This window comes from Succinimonas amylolytica DSM 2873, from assembly GCF_000378405.1.
Classification (GTDB): Bacteria; Pseudomonadota; Gammaproteobacteria; order Enterobacterales; family Succinivibrionaceae; genus Succinimonas; species Succinimonas amylolytica.
The window spans coordinates 1,366,373-1,386,328 of record NZ_KB899636.1 but is presented as its reverse complement, the minus strand read 5'-3'; the positions used below and the strand labels follow the sequence as shown (position 1 = coordinate 1,386,328).

Genomic DNA, 19,956 nt, shown 5'->3' with positions numbered 1-19,956 from the left:
GAAAAATCCCGGCGCTTTTTGCAATAACGAAAATCAGTACAGCACAAAACGGTTTAAATAATGAACAGAATCGCAATCCTAGCTCTGAGCACCTCCTTAATTGCCTCTATTAACGCCACGGCCCTGCCACTCCGTAATACCGTCGACGAGGGCCAGCTTATGGCCGCAAGACGCGCCCTGGATGCCGAAGAGCAGAAAAAGCTGCAAAAAGAAAACAAGCATGTCAGGGACACTGAAAAATACTGTACCACCATGGTTAAATTCCGGCTGGGACAGAATTATCACATCTCCGTTACCGACAGACGGGTTCCCACACCGGCAGAGGAAGATCAGACCAAATACTCTGTGGCAGGAAATGCTGACGGACCGGACAATCTCAGTTTTCTCTGCATAGTATCCGTAAAAAGCGGAATCATAAGCCTGGAGCATCTCAACCTGTACCGGGTGGTACGGGACACTCCGGAAACGTCTAAAAATGCCGATCCGGCCGCAAAGGATCAGAAGACGGCCCCGAAAACTCCGCCGGCCGGAAAGGAACCTCCAAAACCGGATATTCCTAAAAAGCCCGGAGCCGAAAAAAAGCCTCCGGTTAATGCCGTTACCCCGCCTCCGGGAAAAAACGGCATTTCCCAGAAAAAGCCCGCGGCTTCTTCCAGCAAAAAGGACAGCGGCATCAGCCGAAAATAATTCCCCAATCCGGGAGACCAGCACAGACACCGGCACCCGGTTTCCCGGGAACCCTGAAGGATCTTTTAACCATAAGCTTCTCAGGATCCGGAATGGCACTAATCTCAAACGCGTCCCGTACACCCTGCTACCCCCTTCCGGTACAAAAATAATGCTGAGGGGATTTTCCGAAAATAGTAAAATAGCGGTATATGTCTAGAAAATGAATTTCTGAAAAATATGATAGAAAAGCTAATCGCCGACCTTCACAGTCATACGCTGGCAAGCACCCATGCCTACAGCACCATTTACGAAAATACTCTGACCGCCAGGGAAAAGGGACTTAAAATTCTGGCCATGACGGATCACGGTCCGCAGCTAGCCGATTCCGCCGATATTCTGCACTTTAAAAATTCAGTAAAGGCCATCCCCGACACTGTCAACGGGGTAATTGTTCTCAAAGGCATGGAAGCTAATTTTCTGCCTGGCGGCAAAACCGACTGTCCGCCCCGGGTTTACCGTTCTCTGGATCTGGTTCTGTGCGGCTTCCATCGCGGAGCTATGGAAAGTCAGGATCGCGACGCCAATACCGACATTGTGCTTAAGGCTATACAATCCGGATCCATCGACGTGGTGGCACACCCCGGAGATCCCAACTACCCTAAGGATCTGGAGGCTATTGTCCGCTGTGCCGCAGAATACGGGGTAGCTATTGAAATAAATGCCGCCAGCGGTGCGGGATCGCGGGTCGGCAGCAACGAATTCTGTCTCGAGACCGCCAGACTCTGTAAAAAGTATCACACCACTGTAAGTGTCGGTTCCGATTCTCACTTTATGAGCAATATCGGCAATCTCCGTCATGCTATTGATATCATCAACGAAGCAGGAATCCCCGAAGAGCTTATTATCAACACTTCCGTTTCCAGAACCCTGGATTTTGCACTGCACCGCGGGCACCCTCATGTGGAAACCTATTTCCGCTACCTGGAAAACCAGCTCTGATACCAGATTTTCGGACCGAAACAGCATCCTTCACCCGCACATAAAAAAAACAGACCCGGGAAAACCCCGAATCTGCTTTGCGGCGTCCACCGGCCATCCGGAAAAGGATCGCCGGAATTATTTCCTACAAACTTTCAGCAACGTCATCAGGAATCTGGCCGTTGTGATAAACCTGCTGCACATCGTCGAGATCCTCAAGGGAATCCACGAGCTTAATAAAGGTCTCAGCATGATCCTTGTCAATCTGGGCCTCGGTGGAGGGAACCATGGTTACCTCGGCATTGCTGTGAGCCAGAGCTGCGGCATCCACGGCATCCAGCACAGCACCAAAGGCCTCCGGAGTAGTATATACATCAAAACTGCCGTCATCATTGGCTACCACGTCATCGGCACCGGCCTCAAGGGCAATCTCCATCAGCTTCTCCTCATCGGCCTTGTCAAAGGAGATCACGCCCTTTTTGGTAAACAGGAAGCCTACTGAGCCTTCAGTGCCCATATTGCCGCCAAACTTGGTAAAACAGTGTCTGACATCGGCCACCGTGCGCTTGCGGTTGTCGGTCATGCACTCCACCATAATGGCTGAACCGCACGGACCGTAACCTTCGTAAATCACAGTTTCCAGTTCAGCACCATCGCCGCCGCCGGCACCGCGATCCACGGCACGCTTGATAGTGTCGCGGGTCATATTCTGAGAAAGAGCGGCAGCAACTGCAGCACGCAGCCTCGGATTGGATGACTCATCAGCTCCGCCAAGACGGGCGGCAGTGGTGATTTCACGAATAAGCTTGGTAAATACCTTGCCTCTTTTGGCGTCCTGAGCTGCCTTGCGGAAGCGGATATTCGCCCATTTGCTGTGTCCAGACATAGATTATCTCCTAAATTTTCGCAACAGAAGAGGCCCGGAAGCAGCTCCTGCTGCAGGGGTTTATTTCTTACAGGTTATTCCTCAAAATCGGTAATCGCAATTCCCAGCTCGCCCATGGCCTCATCAGAAGGCTGGCTCGGAGCCTCAGTCATAAGACAGGAGGCTGCAGTAGTCTTGGGGAAGGCAATAACGTCCCGGATATTTTCAGTTCCGGTCAAAAGCATGGTCAGACGATCCAGACCGAAGGCCAGTCCCGCATGAGGTGGTGCCCCATACTTGAGAGCCTCCAGAAGGAAGCCGAACTTGCGCTGCTGCTCCTCAGGCGAAATTCCCAGAACATTGAACACTGCCTGCTGCATTTCCTCGCGATGAATGCGCACCGAACCGCCGCCGACCTCATAGCCGTTGATTACCATATCATAGGCATCCGCATAGACGCTGTAAGGGGCGTTCTTAAGCTCCTCCGGAGAAACTCCCTCAGGAGCAGTAAAGGGGTGATGCATGGCGGCAATAGAGCCGTCCTCGTTCTTTTCGAACATCGGGAAATTTACCACCCAAAGCGCCCGGTAGCCGGGAGCAACCAGGCCGAACTCCTTCGCCACCTTAAGTCTCAGAGCTCCCATGGCGGTAGAAATCTGATTTTTATCCGTTGCTGCTCCGAAGAAGATAATATCTCCGGCAACAGCTCCGGTACGCTCCAGAATGCCCTTAATCATTTCCGGAGTCAGGAACTTGGCAATGGGAGACTGCACTCCGGAGGCATCCCCGGAATCGTTAAGCACCTTCATCCATGCCAGTCCCCTGGCTCCAAACACCTTCACATAGTCGGTGTACTCGTCAATCTTCTTGCGGGTGATTTTTTCCTGAATACCGGGAAAGCGAAGAGCGCATACCCGGCCGTCCGGGGCGTTTGCCGGATCCCGGAATACAGCAAATTCGGTATCCCTGACAATGTCAGCAATATCCTGCATCTCGGCACTTATGCGGAGATCCGGCTTATCGGATCCGTAACGGCGCATGGCCTCATCCCAGGTCATCACCGGAAGCGATCCCAGATCCGCCCCGGTAATCTCCCGGAAAAGACCGACAATCATCTCCTCAACAACGAGCTGAACCTCGCGGGCAGTCATAAAGGAGGTTTCAATATCGATCTGGGTAAATTCCGGCTGTCTGTCGGCACGCAAATCCTCGTCACGGAAGCATTTGGTAATCTGGTAATAACGATCAAAGCCGCTCATCATCAGAAGCTGCTTGAAAAGCTGGGGAGACTGCGGCAGAGCATAAAATCTGCCGTGATGAATTCTGCTGGGAACAATGTAGTCCCGGGCTCCTTCCGGAGTGGGCTTGCCCAGAACCGGGGTTTCAGTATCAATAAAACCATGCTCGTCAAGATAGCGGCGGACATAGCCGGTAATCCGGGCTCTCAGCTTAAAGCGCTCCAGCATCTCGGGACGCCGCAGATCCAGGTAGCGGAAACGGAGGCGCTGCTCCTCGGTATTTTCCTGATTAAAATCCAGCGGCAACGGCGCGGAACGGTTGATAATCTCCAGTTCCCGGGCCTGAACCTCTACAGATCCGGTGGCCATTTTGCTGTTTACCTGATTTTCCGGACGGGCCTTCACAATACCGCGAACCCTGATACAAAACTCGTTACGGAGTTCCGAGGCCAGAGCATGAGCCTCCTTCTGATCCGGATCGAAATAAACCTGAACAATCCCGGCGCGGTCACGCATATCAATAAAGATAAGACCTCCAAGGTCGCGGCGCCGGTGTACCCAGCCGCACAGAGTTACTTCTTTTTCAAGATGCTGTTCATTGACATCGCCGCAATATACTGAGCGCATTGACATAGATTAAACCTTTTACGTTTTATAACGTTCGTAAAGCCTGAAGAGGCTGTTTATAAAATCAGTGGTGCATTATAACGCATTTTCATACCTGAAAAACAAAAAGGGAAAACTCGTCGCTTTCCCCTTTTCTTCAGCAATTGCCCGCGCACAGGAATCCGGCCCTTCCGCTGCCGTCGTCTTTCTCCCGTGTGAAGGAATGCCTCTAATAGTCCCGGGCTGCCTGATCCACAGCTTCCTTCACTCTGAAGAAATCGATAAGGAGCAGGATCTGATAAACTATCGAAGCAATCCAGACTGCCATTGTCAGCAAGCTAACCACCGCAAAGGCGATAACTGTCACCGGAGCAAAATCTCCCTGTCCGCCTTCCACTGAGATCATCATCACCACAAACACGCCAATCATGGCACATATCATAAGAATAAACAGGACAGTAAGAACCCAGACTGCCACCACCCGCGGGCGGACCTTGGCAATTCTTCTCGACATCTCCAGATCATCTGAAAACAGTTTTGCACACCTGTCCGCCAGGGCCGGAGTCTGCACCAGAACGTATATAAAGGGAATCAGAGCCAGAACCTGGAGATAGGGAACAAACTGCACTACCAGGTAACCGATGACCCAGTACATCATGCTGTTCATTTCTCTCATCAGGGACAGCGCCTGAGAATTGCCGCCCTCTCTGCCGGTTTGATAGTTCTGTCCGGCATTGGCGTAGGGATTCTCCGGAGATCCGCCAGCTCCGGTGGCAGAAGCTCCGCAGTTTCCGCAAAAGGCGGCACCGGGACGGAGCGGTGTCTGACAGCGCGGACAGAGAGTTCCCCCGGAAATATCAGTTCTCGCCGGCTCCTGTCCGGAAGACGGATCTGTTTTCTCCCCCTTGGACAGGTTTATCGGAATATGCTGTCCGCAAAGCGGACAGTTCTTGGCATCATCAGCAACCTCATTGCCGCAGGCTGAACACCTCATATCTGCAGAGTCTCCTTTTGTCAGTTCAAAATAAGCAGGGTTCCCGAAGGAAACCCAGGCTGATTTTACAGGATCTTTACGGAAACAGGGATGCAAACATCAAATATCTTTGTCAAAAATGGCAGAAAAACACAGCCCCGCCTGCTCCGTCCCGGATTTTCCGCAAAAAGCAGATACCACCCCGAATGCTTTACAAGAATCACAATCAATAGGACAATGAGAACTGAAGGAAATATTTCCCTCTCATCATCCCTTAACAAGATACAAAGCGGCACTCCCATGATATGCAGATCCTGCAGCCTGGAACTTCCAGACCAAGCATTATTCTGCCCCCGATGCGGGTTTCAGTTTCTGAAATCGAAGATCCGGAAAACCACGGAGGACACCTCCGACTTTGAAGTGCATCGGGCCCGGGAATCTCTGACGGATTCTTTTTCTGAACGCCGGGTAACCGCCCGATCCGGAGATGATCTTGCCTTTTTCAATAGCAGATTCGACGCCTGGCTTAACATTCTCTCCGCTGCCGCGACCCGGAATATTGAAAGCACAGAGCTCCTGAAATCCCTGCAGGGGCCCCGGGGAATCCAGGGACTGCGTCTCCTGAAAAGCTTCTACCGGAGAGACTGCATATCCCGGGATTTCCGAAACGTCCTTTTTGCGGTTCCGGAATCCGGAACCGGGGTTGCGGCCGCTCTTAAGGGATTTCAGGATCTGGTAACAGCCGGAATCGCAGACCCGCAGGCAATAAAGCTGGTAAAGGATCTCGGATTTCTGGAGGGACTTTCGGAAGCGGCTCCGGAAAAAATAAGAAACGCCGCTGCCAGACTTTCCGAAATTCAGGAGCAGCTGGGGGCCCTGCTTTTTTCCGAAGCTCCAGCCCCGGAAGCGCCTTCCGAAAAATCCGCCTCCCCCTTCGGATTTTCCGGAAGCAAAGTTACCCGGGAACGGCTCAGATTCAGCTCAGACACCAAAAACTCAGAAGCGGAGGAGCTTAAGTCCCGGGAACGGGCTCAGAATCTCCGGAATTTCCGGGGCCTTGACGGTCTCTACTCGGACATCAGGAATACCTCCGGCATAAAACCGCCGCCTCAGAAGACGCCTGATTCCGGGGAACCGGATCTTTCGGGTCCTGTTACCGATCCTCAAAGCTATCAGGGGCTACGGGGCGTGTACCGCAGCCTGGGTGCCACTGCTCAGGATCCCCCCCGGAAGATCGCTCCGGGACCAGCCCGCCGCGTCACCTTTCCGCAGTCATCTTTGGAGAACTCTTACGCCTCCGATACCACTGATTCCGCTGAAAGTTCCGCCCGGCAGGCCCGAATCTTCAGAAAAGAGCTGACCAGGCTTATCAGAAGCTTTCACGGCATGAGTCTCGCCGTTACAATTGATCTTCTCTTCCGCTTTTTCCCCGGGCTCGGCATTGTTTCTCTGGCATTTCACGCCGGAATCCTGATCCGCACCCGGAAACTCAGCCGGAGCTGCCGGCTCTTTTTTGAAAACAATCACGGAGCAGAGCTGGCGGTCAAATGCCAGGAAACGGAGGACGATCTGCCGATTCTGTGGGGAATGTACTGCCTGAATGTGTTTTTTGGAATTCTGACACTATGGCTGGCTCTGAATCCGGAGTATCTGGCTGTCTTTTTCGACGACGGAAATCCTTCGGATATCCTGCTTGCCCAGACAGCAGGCCTGATCGTTGTCTGGATTCTCAGTAATATCCCGGACTATATGGCCTTCCGTAATTTTCTGGCTGTAAGAAAAGGACTTTACGGAATGGCAGACAAAAAAACGCTGTTCTGAAACTGTACTGCAAAATTTTCAGTACCGGCGGTCAGGGAAGCAAATACCGGGTGCTCAGCAATAATCACAGTTGTCCCAGAAGAGCTGTTCAAGCTCCTGGGAACGGGCATGGTACTTCTGCGACAGTGCAGGATCCTGCGGTATTTCTTCCGTTCCCTTCCCGTACATATCAGACAGGATCTTACAGGCTTCATAGTCAGTGATACTGCAGGCTTTATCGAGATATAACAGTCCCTTACGGACATCCCGCGGCACTTTGACCCCCTCAAGATAGAGATCTCCGATTCTGCGGCAGGCCATATCATATTTAAGATCGCAGGTTTTCAGATAGATACTCAGAAAATCCCGCTCCATACCATGCTCCGCGAGCCTCTCGTAGCTTTCGGCCAGATCAAAGCATCCTAGAGACAGCTTAAGGTCGCAGGCTTTCATAAAATAGTCTGAGGCTTTCTGGTATTCCGGATCCTCAAAACCGTACTTATCCCTGTAGATGCTTCCGAGTGCCTCACAGGCTGTGGCCCGTCCGCGGCTGCAGAAACCATCAAGATACTTTCTGGCATCCGTAAAACATTTCTCGGAAAACACATACCCGCCGCTGTTCCGATCCATATCGCAGTATTCACCGGCAAACTTGTAAAGCTCTATCGTTTTCTCGCAGCCGTCATCACTCCCGAGCTCGCAGGCCTGAACATAGAAGGGAACAGCCCTGGCAAAATCTCTGATCATGCCGCCGTTTCCGGGCTGTACACCGTAATGATCTCCAATAACAATACAGGACTCCGGATAACGCTGTTTGCAGGCCTCGATAAAATAGATCTCAGCTTTGGAAAAGAGCTTGTCATTATAGATATCAGTAATCTCACCGCTGTCTTCATCAGGTGAAACACACAGGGAAAGCCCCTTTTTGTGACACGCTTCCGGAGAACTGCAGTCAAGGGCCTGAGAAACTCCCGGAATACCCAGAAAACCGGCCAAAATCATACATTTTAAGGATTTGAAAAACATAAAAGACCCTCGCTGCTGTTTCGGGATTACGACTGAAAAAAGACAGCGGCGGCACTCCGCCGTCCGGAAACCGCCGGAATCCGAAAGCTTTGTCAGGTCAGAATTAGCGGTTTGATTCCACAATCATGTTATCGGCTTCGTGAGTCATCTTCTCGAAATTAAGCACCCGGCCCTTGCCGGTACGCTTAACCTCGTAAAGAGCCTCGTCGGCGTGGGTAAGCAGATCTGACTCGGTAAACGGGCGGGGGAGAGAGCTGGAGTCCATAACGCCGATGGAACAGGAAAGGTAGTAGCGCTCCGGAAGATTATCCACCGGTTTGCCCAGAAATTCCTCTATTTCCTTCTTGTAACCGTTCTGAGCCTTCAAAGTATCCAGAACCTTCTGCATTCTGCTGGAAGCCTCATCCGCCGAACAGTCCCGCATAAGAAGCAGGAATTCATCGCCACCCCAGCGGCAGGCTATGTCTCCGGGAACCTTGATTTCGTTGAGGAGCTTCGCAAACCAGACCAGAAGCTTGTCCCCCACATCATGTCCCAGATTGTCGTTATAGTACTTAAAGTTGTCGAGATCGATAAAGCCCAGAGCAATATCGCTGGACGGCGACAGTCTTCTGATAACAGTGGATATCTGATTGTGGAATTCCATGCGATTATAAAGCCCGGTAAGCATATCAGTGGTACTCACCCGGATCAGCTGAGCGCGCTGAATCATCAGAATGAGCTGGCTGCCAAGCTGCTGGGCAATAAAGCCGATGGAATCGACCTTTTCACTCTCGCCATCGGTCTTCCTCTGGAACTTGAAGAGAAGCATCATGCCAAACACCCGATCCTGATCCACCAGAGGGTATACGGTAAGGCGATGCACCAGAGTGCCGGCAATATCCTCGTCCTCCAGGTTCAGAACATCCTGCTCGTCAAGATGGGAATTGATAAACTTGTGGATCTTCTTGAAGGTAAAGCCCTGATAGTCCTTGGACGTATTGAATTCATAGATAAGCTCGGAGGTACCCTTCTCACTGTCAACAAAGTAAATCATGCCGCCGTTAATACTGAAATGGGATGCCAGAAGCCGGAGTGTTTCCTGAGCCAGCTTGTCATACGTCTTCACACTCATGCTGAACTTGTGCAGCATAGTGACCAGCCGCATCTCGTGAACCTGCTGCCACAGAATATTAACCTTGCGCTCCTGCTTTACCAGCGGGATTATCTGGTTGAGCTCATTCATCGGGGTGACAATGGTACTGTACCCCTTGTATATATTGTAATTGCCCTTGTTCCAGGCGTTTTTAAGCAGCTTCATGCTGTTAAACAGCTGATGCTCCCTGACATAATCAATGCCTTCGCAAAAATACCGGTAGCGCTCCTCGAAGGTTCCGTAGGCACCGAGAATTCTCATACCGAGCAGGTAGAACATGACATTCTCCTCCTGGGTGAGACTCTGATCGTTCTGCCGGGCCCGGGCCTGCTGAAAGCTTATAAGAGCCTTCTCCCGGTTTTTGTTCATGGCGGAAACCACGGCTTCCAGAAGACTCAGAATAATCTGCTCGCTGCCCTTGGTAGGAAAGGTGGTCATAAGACCCTGGCTCCGCTTCAGCATCTGGTCTGCAAAGCTCGGCTCGTCCAGGTCTATGTAAACCCGGGCCTTCTGCAAAATGATGTGATGGATATTATGCAGCGGCAACTTGTAGGTTCCGCGAATAGACATGACATCCTGCAGAATATCCAAAGTCCGGAGTGACTCCTTGGGCATGCCGCTCAGCTGATAAAGCTTGGCCAGATTATAGAGAGTAACGGAAATCTCGGAATAGTCATTTAGCTTGATGGCGTTTCTCAGAGATTGCAGGTAGTACTCATGAGCATTGGGATAATCCTCGGTCCCCTGCAGCAGGAAGCCGATAGAATTGTACACATGGGTAAGCTCTATAGGCACGTCAATCATGCTGTAAAGGGCTTCACTGAGCCGATAGGCGTGGAGAGCCTCCTGAATTCTGTCCATCTGGAAAAGAACAATGCCCCGGCAGTGATTGGCAGCGGCTGATTCATGACGGATTCCCAGCCTCTGGGCAATGTTTACTGCCTGATTGCAGTAATCAAGAGACATTTTGAGAGTTACATTGGAATCCAGAGATACCTGGGCAAAGATATTCCGGAGCACATAGGTCTGTTCCTTGTGCAGACTGTGTCTCTCCAGATTGGAAAGCAGGGAAACTATATTGTGGTAGCCGTATTTGATACTGGCACGGTCATAAGCTACAAAAAGGCAGAAATTGGCAATGGTCACCAGGCGGAGATTCATGCTCACCTCGCCCAGATGTGCCGCCATCTCGGCAAAGTGCAGAACAGACTCAAAATCCGATCTGAAAATATGGGTGTAGGCCAGTTCAATATAAGCGCGGCAGGCATTATCATTATTATTGGCGTACTGTGCCTTTTCGTACATCATGTCAAAAGACAGCAGCGCATCCTCATAGTTATGATTATAAAGATGAGCCCGGCCGAGATAATGATAAAGCTTCTCCTCATAGTCGTTAAACTCGTCCTCCCTGTTGAGAAGCCGAATGTACTGCAGGGTTTTCTGAGCCAGATCCACCACTTCATCGCTGCAGAAGTAATTAAGGAGAATGCCGCAGCGGTTTATAGCCTCCTGAATGGAAGTTATCCGCCGGGCCTGGTAGCTCTGAACCGGCCAGACAAGACGGTTTTCATCAATTTCCAGTCCGGTCTCGGAGTCCTCCGGACGCACCATCTGGATCACTCTTTCAAAGCGGTCCTCCCAGTCCAGCCATTCCTGGGATCTTCTGCCATCATGGAAGTTCGGATTGACTCCCAGCACCACAATGCAGTTCGGAGAATCCAGAAGCTCGGAATTGGAGCTTTCATCTTCAGGAGCTGTCAGACGCTTCAGAGCTGCCGAGCTCCTCATGGAAAACTTGTACTCTTCCTTCTCGGGATTGATAAGAGCCAGAAGGAAGCGCAGCGATGAGGAACCTGCATACTGGAGATTGGTTACCGAAATCATCAGAGGATCGCGGCCGTCAGTTATGCTAAGCAGATGTCTGATAATAGTGCGGATATGCCCGCTCATCCGGAACTTCACATATTCCACATCGGATGGCATCATGAAATCCTGGATGGTGCTGGCATTTTTAAGCATGCAGAGCAACAGGCCCCTCTCATACTGCTCCAGCTTCAGCATGTCAGCCACCTGATCCAGCGGAATGGAAAGACGTCTCAGAAGCTCGTTAATAACGTAAAGAACCGGGGAAAGCGGAGAATAAATGTCGTCAGGAGTCAGCTGCAGCCTTACCGGATGATCAATACCCTTCTGCTGACAGAAAATATCAAAGTCCCGGCGCACTTCTGCCTGGTCGGCAAAAGAAACCATTACTACCTGAGACTTGTGATTCTGGATATTGGCAGCGTAGCACTGCTCCATTATCCTTCTAACATGTAACGACACTTATGCTCCTGAGGCTCTTCTACACTGATCGTAATCATATTACACGGATCTGCACTTTCTGTATGTGAAATCTATTCACATATTGACAACTTTTCTGAAGCAGAAAACCGTCGCCAGAAAAACAGCCCCTGCGAACGGCAGATACCGCGCCGCTCCGAAAAACTAAGAGAGGGAACAGCACACCTGCTCATGATTATATCACTTCGGAAAAAACAAGCTCGCGTCATCCCGTGAAGGAGATAACAGAAATCACGGTATAATAATATCCCCCTCCAGATCGTACTCGTCGCTGTCGGTAACTCTGGCGCGGAGCAGATCCCCCGGCCGGACTCTGAAACCGTCAGGGGCATGCAGATACATAACCCCGTCAATTTCAGGAGCATCCGCTCTGGTGCGGGAAATGATGCCGTTTTCATCAACCGTATCCACCAGCACCTCCTGCACAGTTCCCCGTTTTGCCTGCATCTTTTCCTTCGAAATCTGCTGCTGCACTTCCATAAAACGGCTATAGCGTTCCTGCTTCACCTCTTCAGGAACCTGATCCGGCATGGTACTGGCCGGAGCTCCGGCCATGGGACTGAAGGTAAAGCAGCCCACCCGATCCAGCCGAATCTCCCTGACAAAGTCCAAAAGCTCCCGGAAATCATCCTCGGTCTCTCCCGGAAATCCCACAATAAACGAGGATCTGATGGTGATATCCGGGCAGATTTTCCGCCAGCCGGAAACGGTATCCAGAATTCTTTCAGCATCCCCGGGACGCTTCATAAGCTGCATCATGTGCCTTGAGGCATGCTGAAAAGGAACGTCCATATACGGAAGAACCTTTCCGGCTGCCATCATCTCAATAAGCCGTGTTACATGAGGATACGGATAGGCATAATGCACCCTAAGCCAGACCCCCAGCTTCGCAAGCTCCTCCATGAGCGCATAAAGATCCCCTCTTTCATGTCCCAGAAATCCCGGATACCCCCGGTCAATGCCGTAGGCCGATGTATCCTGAGCCACCACCATAAGCTCCTTTACACCGCGGGACACATAATTTCTGGCCCGTGCTACCAAATCCTCACCCGGAAAGGATTCCAGAGGACCGCGGAGCTTCGGGATAATACAAAAAGTGCATTTATTTGAACACCCCTCAGAAATCTTAAGATAGGCATAGTGAGGCGGCGTCAGAAGAATTCCTCCGGGCGGCACCCGGCCCCGGGGGTATCCCTCCGGAAGAGCAAAAAGACGGCGCATCTCCTCCAGTACCGCGGGAGCGCTGTGCGGACCGGTAATGGCCTTTACCTGAGGCCAGGAGCCAAGAATCAGATCCCTGCTCGGACCGAGACAGCCTGTAACAATCACGTTCGGACAATGATCCAGGGCTTCTCCGATAACCTCCAGCGATTCCCTGACAGAATCCTCGATAAAACCGCAGGTGTTGACAATCACCACATCCGCTCCCTCATAGGTGGAGCTTACCCGGTACCCCTCCTGCATCAGAAGCGTAATAATATTCTGGGAGTCTACCAGGTTCTTGCAGCAGCCCAGGGAGATAAAACCGACACGTAATGCGCCCATAAAAACCTCAAAAAATGCCTTTTTGGCAGAAAAACAGTCTTCCCGGCTATTTTAAATGAATCACTGGTTCTGGGAAACACCATCCCCGCGAAAACCCCGCAACTATTCCGGAGTTTCGAACCGGAGTTTCAAAAAAGTTGCGGTGTTTTTCCCGTCCGATATTTTTCAGAGGTGTATACTAGAGAAGTCTTTCATTAATCGGAGAAATAGAAACAGCATGATAAACCAGAAAATGTACGAGCTCGGATCCAGAAGAAGCGTCATCCGGGAGCTTTTCGAATACGGCAAAAAGAGAATTGCCGAGGTGGGAGCCGACAACGTCTACGATTTCAGCATTGGGAATCCCAGTGTGGAGGCTCCGGAGGCGGTGAAAGAGGCAGCCGTTTCTCTTTTGGAAAACGTCAAGCCCTCCACCAGACTCCACGGCTATACCTCAGCTCAGGGCGATCCGGAAGCCCGCAAAGCCATTGCCGACGATCTCAACAGCCGCTATGGCACATCCTACACCGGTAACAATCTGTATCTTACCTGCGGGGCAGCCGCTTCTCTTACCATCTGTCTGCAGGCTGTTATTGACAGCCACAGCCAGAACGTTCTGGTACTGGCCCCTTATTTCACCGAATACCGGGTGTTCATTGAATCCCGCGGGGCCGAATGCCGGGTGGTTCCTCCGGCACTGCCGTCATTCGGGATTAATTTCGAGGAGCTGGAAAAATGTCTTGATGCCAGTACTGCAGCCATTATTCTGAACTCTCCAAACAACCCCTCCGGAGTCATCTATCCGGAGGAGGAGCTCAGAAAACTGGCCGCGGTTCTTGAAAGAAAAAGCCGGGAATTCGGGCATCCCGTGTACCTGATTTCTGACGAACCTTATCGCGAAATTGCCTATGACGGAAAGAAAACCCCTTTCACCGCCTGCTTCTATCCGGACACTCTGGTCTGCTATTCCTACAGCAAGGGACTCTCCCTGCCAGGCGAACGCATAGGCTACGTGCTGGTACCGGATACTATGCCGGAATGGCAGAGAATGTACGCGGCTGTATGCGGCGCAGGAAGGTCCCTGGGCTTTATCTGCGCGCCGACGCTCTGGCAGCACGTCATTACCAGCTGCGCTCCCCTGACCTCGGATCTCAGTATCTATGCAAGAAACCGGGAGCTGCTCTTCGGGGGGCTAACGGAAATCGGCTACACCTGCGTGCATCCCGACGGAGCTTTTTATTTGTTCGCTAAAGCCCTTGAGGAGGATGCTTCAAGCTTCTGCGAAAGAGCCAAAAAGTACGATCTGCTGCTGGTGCCCAGTGACGATTTTGGCTGTCCGGGGTACGTCCGGATCGCCTACTGCGTGTCCGGGGACATGATCACCCGTTCCATGCCGGCTTTTAAAAAGCTTTTTGAAAGCTACAAATGACACCAGAAGGCCCTGTCAGAAGGCTCGCGGCGGTACGTCCGAGCCTGACTGATAACCATTCCCGGTTCCGGATCAGGCAGTTTTCCATGAAAGGAGTCTCCTGGCTCCTTTTTTCTGCAGAACCGGAAATCCTGAAAAAGATTCCGGTTCCTGAATGTGTTATGCCCGTCCATAACAGATCATTCGGAACCGTTTATGCCATACCCGGCTGACATCTTCCCTAAATAAGGATTACTGATCTAAAGTCCTTGCGAGAGCGCTTATCCCCAGTCTTCTGAGAATCCCTATTTTGACAGGGGGAACGAACCGGACGGAATTTCTGTCGCCTGAATCCTGAGGATTTCTCAGCCCTGAAGCGCCTGACTAATGCCTTTGGCCAGCTGATCAGCGCAGGAGGTTCCCTTGTTCCGGCAGAGATTTCCGGAACATTTGGCAACAATATCCTCCGCCTTCATTCCTTCCACAAATTTGGAAATCATCTTCAGATTGCCGTCACAGCCTCCGGCAAATCTGACGTTGGTAACAATATGATCAGAATCCATATCAAATGAAATAACCCGGGCGCAGGTTCCCTGGGTTTCATAGTCAAAATGAGTCATGCTTCAATCCTTTGGTATCATTGTCTGAAACTACCATCTCTCCCGGAAATAAATGACACAGAGAACACTTCGCATACGCCGCATTCCGGATTTCATGATTTTACCATTATTGTCAGGATGTGGCGACGTTGATCAGCTGGCAGAAGATGCGCAGGACCAGTCTGTCTCTCCGCAGTCTTCCGGTCCGAAACGGGATGCCCTGAGTCTCAGACGATTTCAGGATACTGAAAAAAAATCCGCTACAATAACATAGCTGAGTGCAGATCCGGCAGCGTCGCACCGGAAAATGAAATCAGGAGAAATGTCACCATGCTCTCATATCGGAAATTGCAGAAATATTTTCCGGAGGAACGAATTCGGAACATTAAAGATGCCATAGATCGGAAGGTAAAGCCTTTGGGATCCCTGGGGCTTCTGGAGGATCTGGCTCTAGAGATCGCCCTGATTCTGGAAAATGCCCCCGGAGATACTATCAGCCTGACACCGCAGCATCTGATATTCGCCGGAGACCACGGAGTGGCCGCCGCGCACCCCGTAAGCATCGTATCCGGGGACTTCACCGTAAAAATGATCAACAATTTCATAGAGGGCGGCGCGGCAATCAATGCCTTTCTTGAAGAATCAGGCATCCCCTTTGAAATCATCAACTCGGGAATCAGGCATCCGGAAAAGCTCATCCCCGGGAACATCACCGTAAGAAACTGCTCCCTGGGTTTCGGAACCCGGGATCTTGGCACCGAAAATGCCATGTCGGACGCTGAACTGAAAAAAGCCGCGCTATACGGAAAGGAAATTGCGGAAGCGGCACTATCCCGGCACTGCAACGTCCTTTTATTCGGAGAAATGGGTATCGGAAACACCACCGCTGCCAGTGCTGTAATGGCAGCTCTTACCGGACTTTCCCCGGAAGAATGCACCGGCCGCGGCACCGGCATCGGGGACGCAGCGCTCGCCCTCAAAATTTCACTGATAAAGAAGGGACTCTCCAGACTTCCGGAGAACCCCTCGCCCGAAGAAATTCTCCGGACCGCCGGCGGCTACGAAATCGCGGAAATGGCTTACACCATGATACATGCCTGCGGCAGAAGGATTATGCTGGTTATCGACGGCTTTATAGTCACCGCCGCCGCCCTTCTGGCTGTGAAAATCGCTCCTAAGGTCAGAGGTCAGATGATATTCGCCACTGAAAGCGGCGAACCCGGACACCGTCTTATGCTGGAACGTCTGGACGCGACTCCGCTCCTCCGGCTGGGATTAAGACTTGGCGAAGGTACCGGTGCCGTCCTTTCATATTCACTTATCAAAGCGGCAGCGGCATTTTTCAGCAGAATGGCAGAATGGGACAGCACAAATGGCCGGATTATCTTCCGTAATTAAAGAAAATACGAACCTCTTCTGGCTGGCTCTGGCCTTTTTCACCAGGATTCCGGTTCCCATCACACTTGACTACTCATCCGAGCTTATGAACCATGCCTCCCGCTACTACGCTGCGGCCGGCATGCTCATCGGATTCATTCTGGCGGTGTTTCTGTATCCGCTGTGGTTTTTTCTTCCTGAAGACATTGCCGCCATTATTCTGGTGGCAGAATCTCTGCTTCTCACCGGCTCCTTTCACGAAGACGGCTTTGCCGACATGTGCGATGGCTTCGGAGGCGGTTTTACCCCTGAAAGCAAAATCGCCATCATGAAGGATTCCCGTCTGGGTACCTTTGGAGGGGCCGGACTCTTTATCGAGCTTACTCTTGAATGGGCTCTTCTGTCCTATATCATGAAGGATTCCTGGATCGCTCCCGCTGCCATTCTGATAGCACTCCACGCCCTGTCCCGCGGAGTATCAGGAGTGCTGATCTTCATTATGCCCTACCAGTCCCAGATTGATCAGATGTCAAAATCAAAACCTTTGGCCACCGGCATGAGAAAAAGCGATCTTGCCGTACTGACGGTAACCGCACTGCTGCCAGGATGGCTGCTTCTGGATCCCCTGCTTATGGGCACTATAACTGCTGCCGGAATTCTGATGATTGTCTGGTTCCGAAACTTTCTGCTTAGACATATCAGAGGCTTCACCGGAGACTGTCTCGGGGCCATGCAGATACTGGCGCTTCTTTTCGGATTTACGATCTCCGCCGCCTTCCTGAAAGCCGGACTGCCGCTCCTGTCTGCTATAATGAAGGTGCTGACATAATGCGGAGTCCCTATGAACTATATCGAAACGGACATTATTTTCCTGCGCCACTGCGCGATTGACGGCCCACGGGCCTTCTACGGTTCGGGAACAGATATCGGCTGTATCCGGGAATCGCTGGCAAACGTTCCGAAAATCCCGGCCGGCTATTTCGCAAAGGTGTTTGTATCTCCCATGAAGCGCTGCCGGGAAACCCTGGAGGCCACCGGGATTTCCGGCAGCATCACGGTGGCTCCGGATCTGAGAGAGCTCGGCTTCGGTTCTATTGACGGAAAACCCTTTGCCGAATTCTCCGAAAAGGAAAAGGAAATTCTGGCCGCTCTTAACCGGGGAGAAAACGTTGCCTTCCCCGGAGGCGAAAATGCCGAGGATCTTAAACAAAGAACCGGAAATTTTATCGAAACGGTTCTCAAAGCCGAACACACCATCAGGGAAAGCCGCAGGATTCTTGCAGTATCTCACAGCGGCATCATCAGCACCGTGCTTCAGAGAATTCTGGAATGTCCCATCCTCAATATCCTGCAGAAAGCCTCGCCGGGCCTGGGCCGCTTCACCGGAATCCGGTATTTCCAGGATACAGATCGGGATTTTTCTGTTGCTAGCGCGTTTCCGCGAATACTGTTCCTTAATTCCGCCACCCCTGGAAACTGATAAACTTTGCAGATGCCTTCCGAATCAGCAAGCAGAGATGCCCATAAACTCTGCTTTGCAAACAGAACCGCCGGCTCAGGTCATTGGGATTTCCCGGCATTTAGGCTATAATGCCTCTGCTCAATAATTGAGGAAAGTTCCATGTCCTACGTTCTTCTGTTCCTGAGCGCAGCCATTGTCAACAACTTTGTCCTGGTGCGCTTTTTGGGAATTTGCCCGTTTATCGGGGTATCCAAGCAGCTGTCGTCAGCCACCGGAATGGGCATCGCCACCACCTTTGTACTGGTTATGACATCTCTGGCCTGTTTTGTTATGGAAAAACTGGTGCTGGTGCCACTGGAGGTAACAGAACTCCGCATCATTACCGATATCGTCATGATCGCTGCCGTAGTGCAGTTTACCGAGCTCATGGTCAAGCATATCAGCCCGGAGCTGTTCCGGCTTCTGGGAATCTACCTGCCCCTGATAACTACTAACTGCATTGTGCTGGGTCTGGCTCTCCTTAACGTAAACCTGGGCCACGGACTTCTGGAGGTTCTCGTATACAGTCTGGGAGCCGGGGCCGGCTTCACCCTGGTTCTGACGGTCTTTGCAGCCATGCGGGAAAGGATAAACAATGCCAACACCCCGGCCCCTTTTCGAGGCAGCGCTATCGCCCTGATTACCGCCGGCCTTCTCTCCATGGCCTTTATGGGATTTACCGGTATTATCCAGCAGTAGGACTGTTCATAGCGAAAATCATCCATGCAGCCCCGGCAGGTCCCTTGCGGGACCTCTGTTCCCGACAGTACTGGCCCGCAATTCCTGTCAGCAGGCAGCGTCATTGTTTTTTAAATTTCGGGCTTTCCAGAACTTTGCGGCATACTCCGGACAGTTCATCCGGTTCCGGGATTCCCGGAAAGCCGTAGTGAAATCTCCGCAATACAGCCTGATACGCAATACTACAGCCATAATCAAAAAATACAGCATCCTGATTCTGGAAAACAGAATTGCAATCGCCAGAAATGCTATTTTCCAGGACAAATCAGAACCCATGATTTCGAAAACGGTAATCTTCCCCGAAAACAGTAATACCAGAAAATCCCGGGTATATATCACTGAAGGATACAGCAGCACAAGCACCAGAAGCGCTAACGCTCCGTAGCGGGTTACCCCGATTATAAGCTCCCTGCTGATTTTGCTGAAAATCTCCCGGGCTTCTTTTTCAGGAAGTGCAGCCAGTTCGTGAATATAAGGATCATAAACAGCACTCCGGCACTGCGGACATCTGATAACGGATCTTCCGATGCTTTGAACCGGATGCCTTCTGAGAAGATACCCGCAATAGCCGCAGGAGCCGTTTTCTGCCAGAAAAACCTCGTCCTTAGCCGTTATCTTCCCAGACTTCTCCATTCCGGTATCACCAGGTGGCGAGCCCTTCTCACTCTCGCGGATATAGCGCCGGAATTTTTCCGGGAGCCTTATTCCGGTTCTCTCCATTGCCCGGAGATAATCGATATTGCGAAGGCGCTTTTCAGACAATCTCACTTCCCGCTCTCTTTTCCGGACCATTATCAGAGCTGCCAGAAAACTCGCCGCCATAAAGATCATCTTACATTTCGCAGTTGAAGCTGGTTAATTTCCTATTGCCTCAAAAATGATAATTTTTTAAAAATTATCCACCATAGGTTTTCTGGTATCTGCTCCCCAGTAATTCCAGTATTTGGCTGGCCTGATCGCTAATGTGAAAGAACAGCCTTTCCCTATTCTCCAGAATGACAGTGAGAACGGTGCTGAATATCTGGAACACGTAGCGCATTGTTATTTTGTCAGTGAGTTTTCCTGTCTGACTTTTGAGCATAACGTTTGCAGTTTTCATAGCATTCCGTAATTTCCATTCCAGTCCGCTGAATACCGCAAGCCCCAGTGTCATAATCATAAGAAGGGCCTGAATAT

At 51.3% G+C, this 19,956-nt stretch carries 16 protein-coding genes and 1 pseudogene; 8 read left to right on the top strand and 9 right to left on the bottom strand.

Annotation, left to right across the window (positions count from 1 at the left end):
* Positions 1-60 precede the first annotated feature (60 nt).
* Both F557_RS0106160 and F557_RS0106150 read left to right on the top strand, forming a co-directional pair.
* Complete coding sequence (locus F557_RS0106160; protein WP_019001372.1) at positions 61-687, top strand: hypothetical protein; 627 nt, start codon at positions 61-63, stop codon at positions 685-687.
* 219 nt (positions 688-906) lie between these two features.
* Positions 907-1,668, top strand: a complete 762-nt coding sequence (locus F557_RS0106150; RefSeq protein ID WP_019001371.1) for a PHP domain-containing protein — start codon at positions 907-909, stop codon at positions 1,666-1,668.
* 124 nt (positions 1,669-1,792) lie between these two features.
* Here the strand turns inward: F557_RS0106150 and F557_RS0106145 are convergent, their stop codons facing one another.
* From F557_RS0106145 to F557_RS0106135, 3 genes are all read right to left on the bottom strand, one after another.
* Complete coding sequence (locus F557_RS0106145; protein ID WP_019001370.1) at positions 1,793-2,533, bottom strand: YebC/PmpR family DNA-binding transcriptional regulator; 741 nt, start codon at positions 2,531-2,533, stop codon at positions 1,793-1,795.
* Positions 2,534-2,607: 74 nt separating this feature from the next.
* Positions 2,608-4,377 (bottom strand): aspartate--tRNA ligase, encoded by a 1,770-nt coding sequence (gene aspS / locus F557_RS0106140; RefSeq protein ID WP_019001369.1) that lies wholly within the window; start codon positions 4,375-4,377, stop codon positions 2,608-2,610.
* A gap of 208 nt (positions 4,378-4,585) precedes the next feature.
* On the bottom strand, positions 4,586-5,350 hold the full coding sequence (locus F557_RS0106135; RefSeq protein WP_019001368.1) for a zinc ribbon domain-containing protein: 765 nt from the start codon (positions 5,348-5,350) through the stop codon (positions 4,586-4,588).
* A gap of 216 nt (positions 5,351-5,566) precedes the next feature.
* Between F557_RS0106135 and F557_RS0106130 the strand changes: the two genes are divergently transcribed.
* The gene (locus F557_RS0106130; protein WP_169335168.1) at positions 5,567-7,150 is read left to right on the top strand and encodes a zinc ribbon domain-containing protein; all 1,584 of its coding nucleotides are present in this window, start codon (positions 5,567-5,569) and stop codon (positions 7,148-7,150) included.
* Between the two features lie 54 nt (positions 7,151-7,204).
* Here the strand turns inward: F557_RS0106130 and F557_RS0106125 are convergent, their stop codons facing one another.
* The 3 genes from F557_RS0106125 to rimO form a co-directional block, all read right to left on the bottom strand.
* A complete protein-coding gene (locus F557_RS0106125) occupies positions 7,205-8,155 on the bottom strand; it encodes a tetratricopeptide repeat protein (RefSeq protein WP_019001365.1) in 951 nt (316 codons plus the stop codon).
* A gap of 103 nt (positions 8,156-8,258) precedes the next feature.
* Entirely contained in the window at positions 8,259-11,615 is a 3,357-nt protein-coding gene (locus F557_RS0106120; protein WP_157617760.1) for a diguanylate cyclase domain-containing protein, read from the bottom strand.
* A 249-nt stretch (positions 11,616-11,864) separates the two neighbouring features.
* The gene (rimO, locus tag F557_RS0106115) at positions 11,865-13,178 is read right to left on the bottom strand and encodes a 30S ribosomal protein S12 methylthiotransferase RimO (RefSeq protein ID WP_019001363.1); all 1,314 of its coding nucleotides are present in this window, start codon (positions 13,176-13,178) and stop codon (positions 11,865-11,867) included.
* A gap of 217 nt (positions 13,179-13,395) precedes the next feature.
* Between rimO and F557_RS0106110 the strand changes: the two genes are divergently transcribed.
* Positions 13,396-14,586 carry a pyridoxal phosphate-dependent aminotransferase gene (locus F557_RS0106110; RefSeq protein ID WP_026297779.1) on the top strand — a complete coding sequence of 397 codons (1,191 nt, stop codon included), beginning with the start codon at positions 13,396-13,398 and terminating at the stop codon, positions 14,584-14,586.
* A 344-nt stretch (positions 14,587-14,930) separates the two neighbouring features.
* On the opposite strand, the gene F557_RS0106100 is transcribed toward F557_RS0106110, so the two are convergent.
* The gene (locus tag F557_RS0106100) at positions 14,931-15,185 is read right to left on the bottom strand and encodes a TIGR03905 family TSCPD domain-containing protein (RefSeq protein WP_019001360.1); all 255 of its coding nucleotides are present in this window, start codon (positions 15,183-15,185) and stop codon (positions 14,931-14,933) included.
* A gap of 309 nt (positions 15,186-15,494) precedes the next feature.
* On the opposite strand from F557_RS0106100, the gene cobT reads away from it, so the two are divergent.
* The 4 genes from cobT to rsxA all read left to right on the top strand — a co-directional run bounded on the left by cobT (position 15,495) and on the right by rsxA (position 18,741).
* Positions 15,495-16,562 (top strand): nicotinate-nucleotide--dimethylbenzimidazole phosphoribosyltransferase, encoded by a 1,068-nt coding sequence (cobT, locus tag F557_RS0106090; RefSeq protein WP_019001358.1) that lies wholly within the window; start codon positions 15,495-15,497, stop codon positions 16,560-16,562.
* A complete protein-coding gene (locus F557_RS0106085; protein ID WP_019001357.1) occupies positions 16,537-17,370 on the top strand; it encodes an adenosylcobinamide-GDP ribazoletransferase in 834 nt (277 codons plus the stop codon). Before cobT ends, F557_RS0106085 begins: the two co-directional genes overlap by 26 nt.
* A gap of 12 nt (positions 17,371-17,382) precedes the next feature.
* On the top strand, positions 17,383-18,021 hold the full coding sequence (locus F557_RS0106080) for a histidine phosphatase family protein (protein ID WP_019001356.1): 639 nt from the start codon (positions 17,383-17,385) through the stop codon (positions 18,019-18,021).
* A gap of 141 nt (positions 18,022-18,162) precedes the next feature.
* Positions 18,163-18,741: an electron transport complex subunit RsxA gene (gene rsxA, locus F557_RS0106075; protein WP_019001355.1), complete on the top strand. Its 579-nt coding sequence runs from the start codon at positions 18,163-18,165 to the stop codon at positions 18,739-18,741.
* 87 nt (positions 18,742-18,828) lie between these two features.
* Here rsxA and F557_RS0106070 read toward each other — a convergent pair whose 3' ends face one another.
* Both F557_RS0106070 and F557_RS19050 read right to left on the bottom strand, forming a co-directional pair.
* Positions 18,829-19,602: a hypothetical protein gene (locus F557_RS0106070; protein WP_157617759.1), complete on the bottom strand. Its 774-nt coding sequence runs from the start codon at positions 19,600-19,602 to the stop codon at positions 18,829-18,831.
* 73 nt (positions 19,603-19,675) lie between these two features.
* A pseudogene (locus F557_RS19050) lies at positions 19,676-19,956 on the bottom strand (hypothetical protein); the annotation flags it as partial.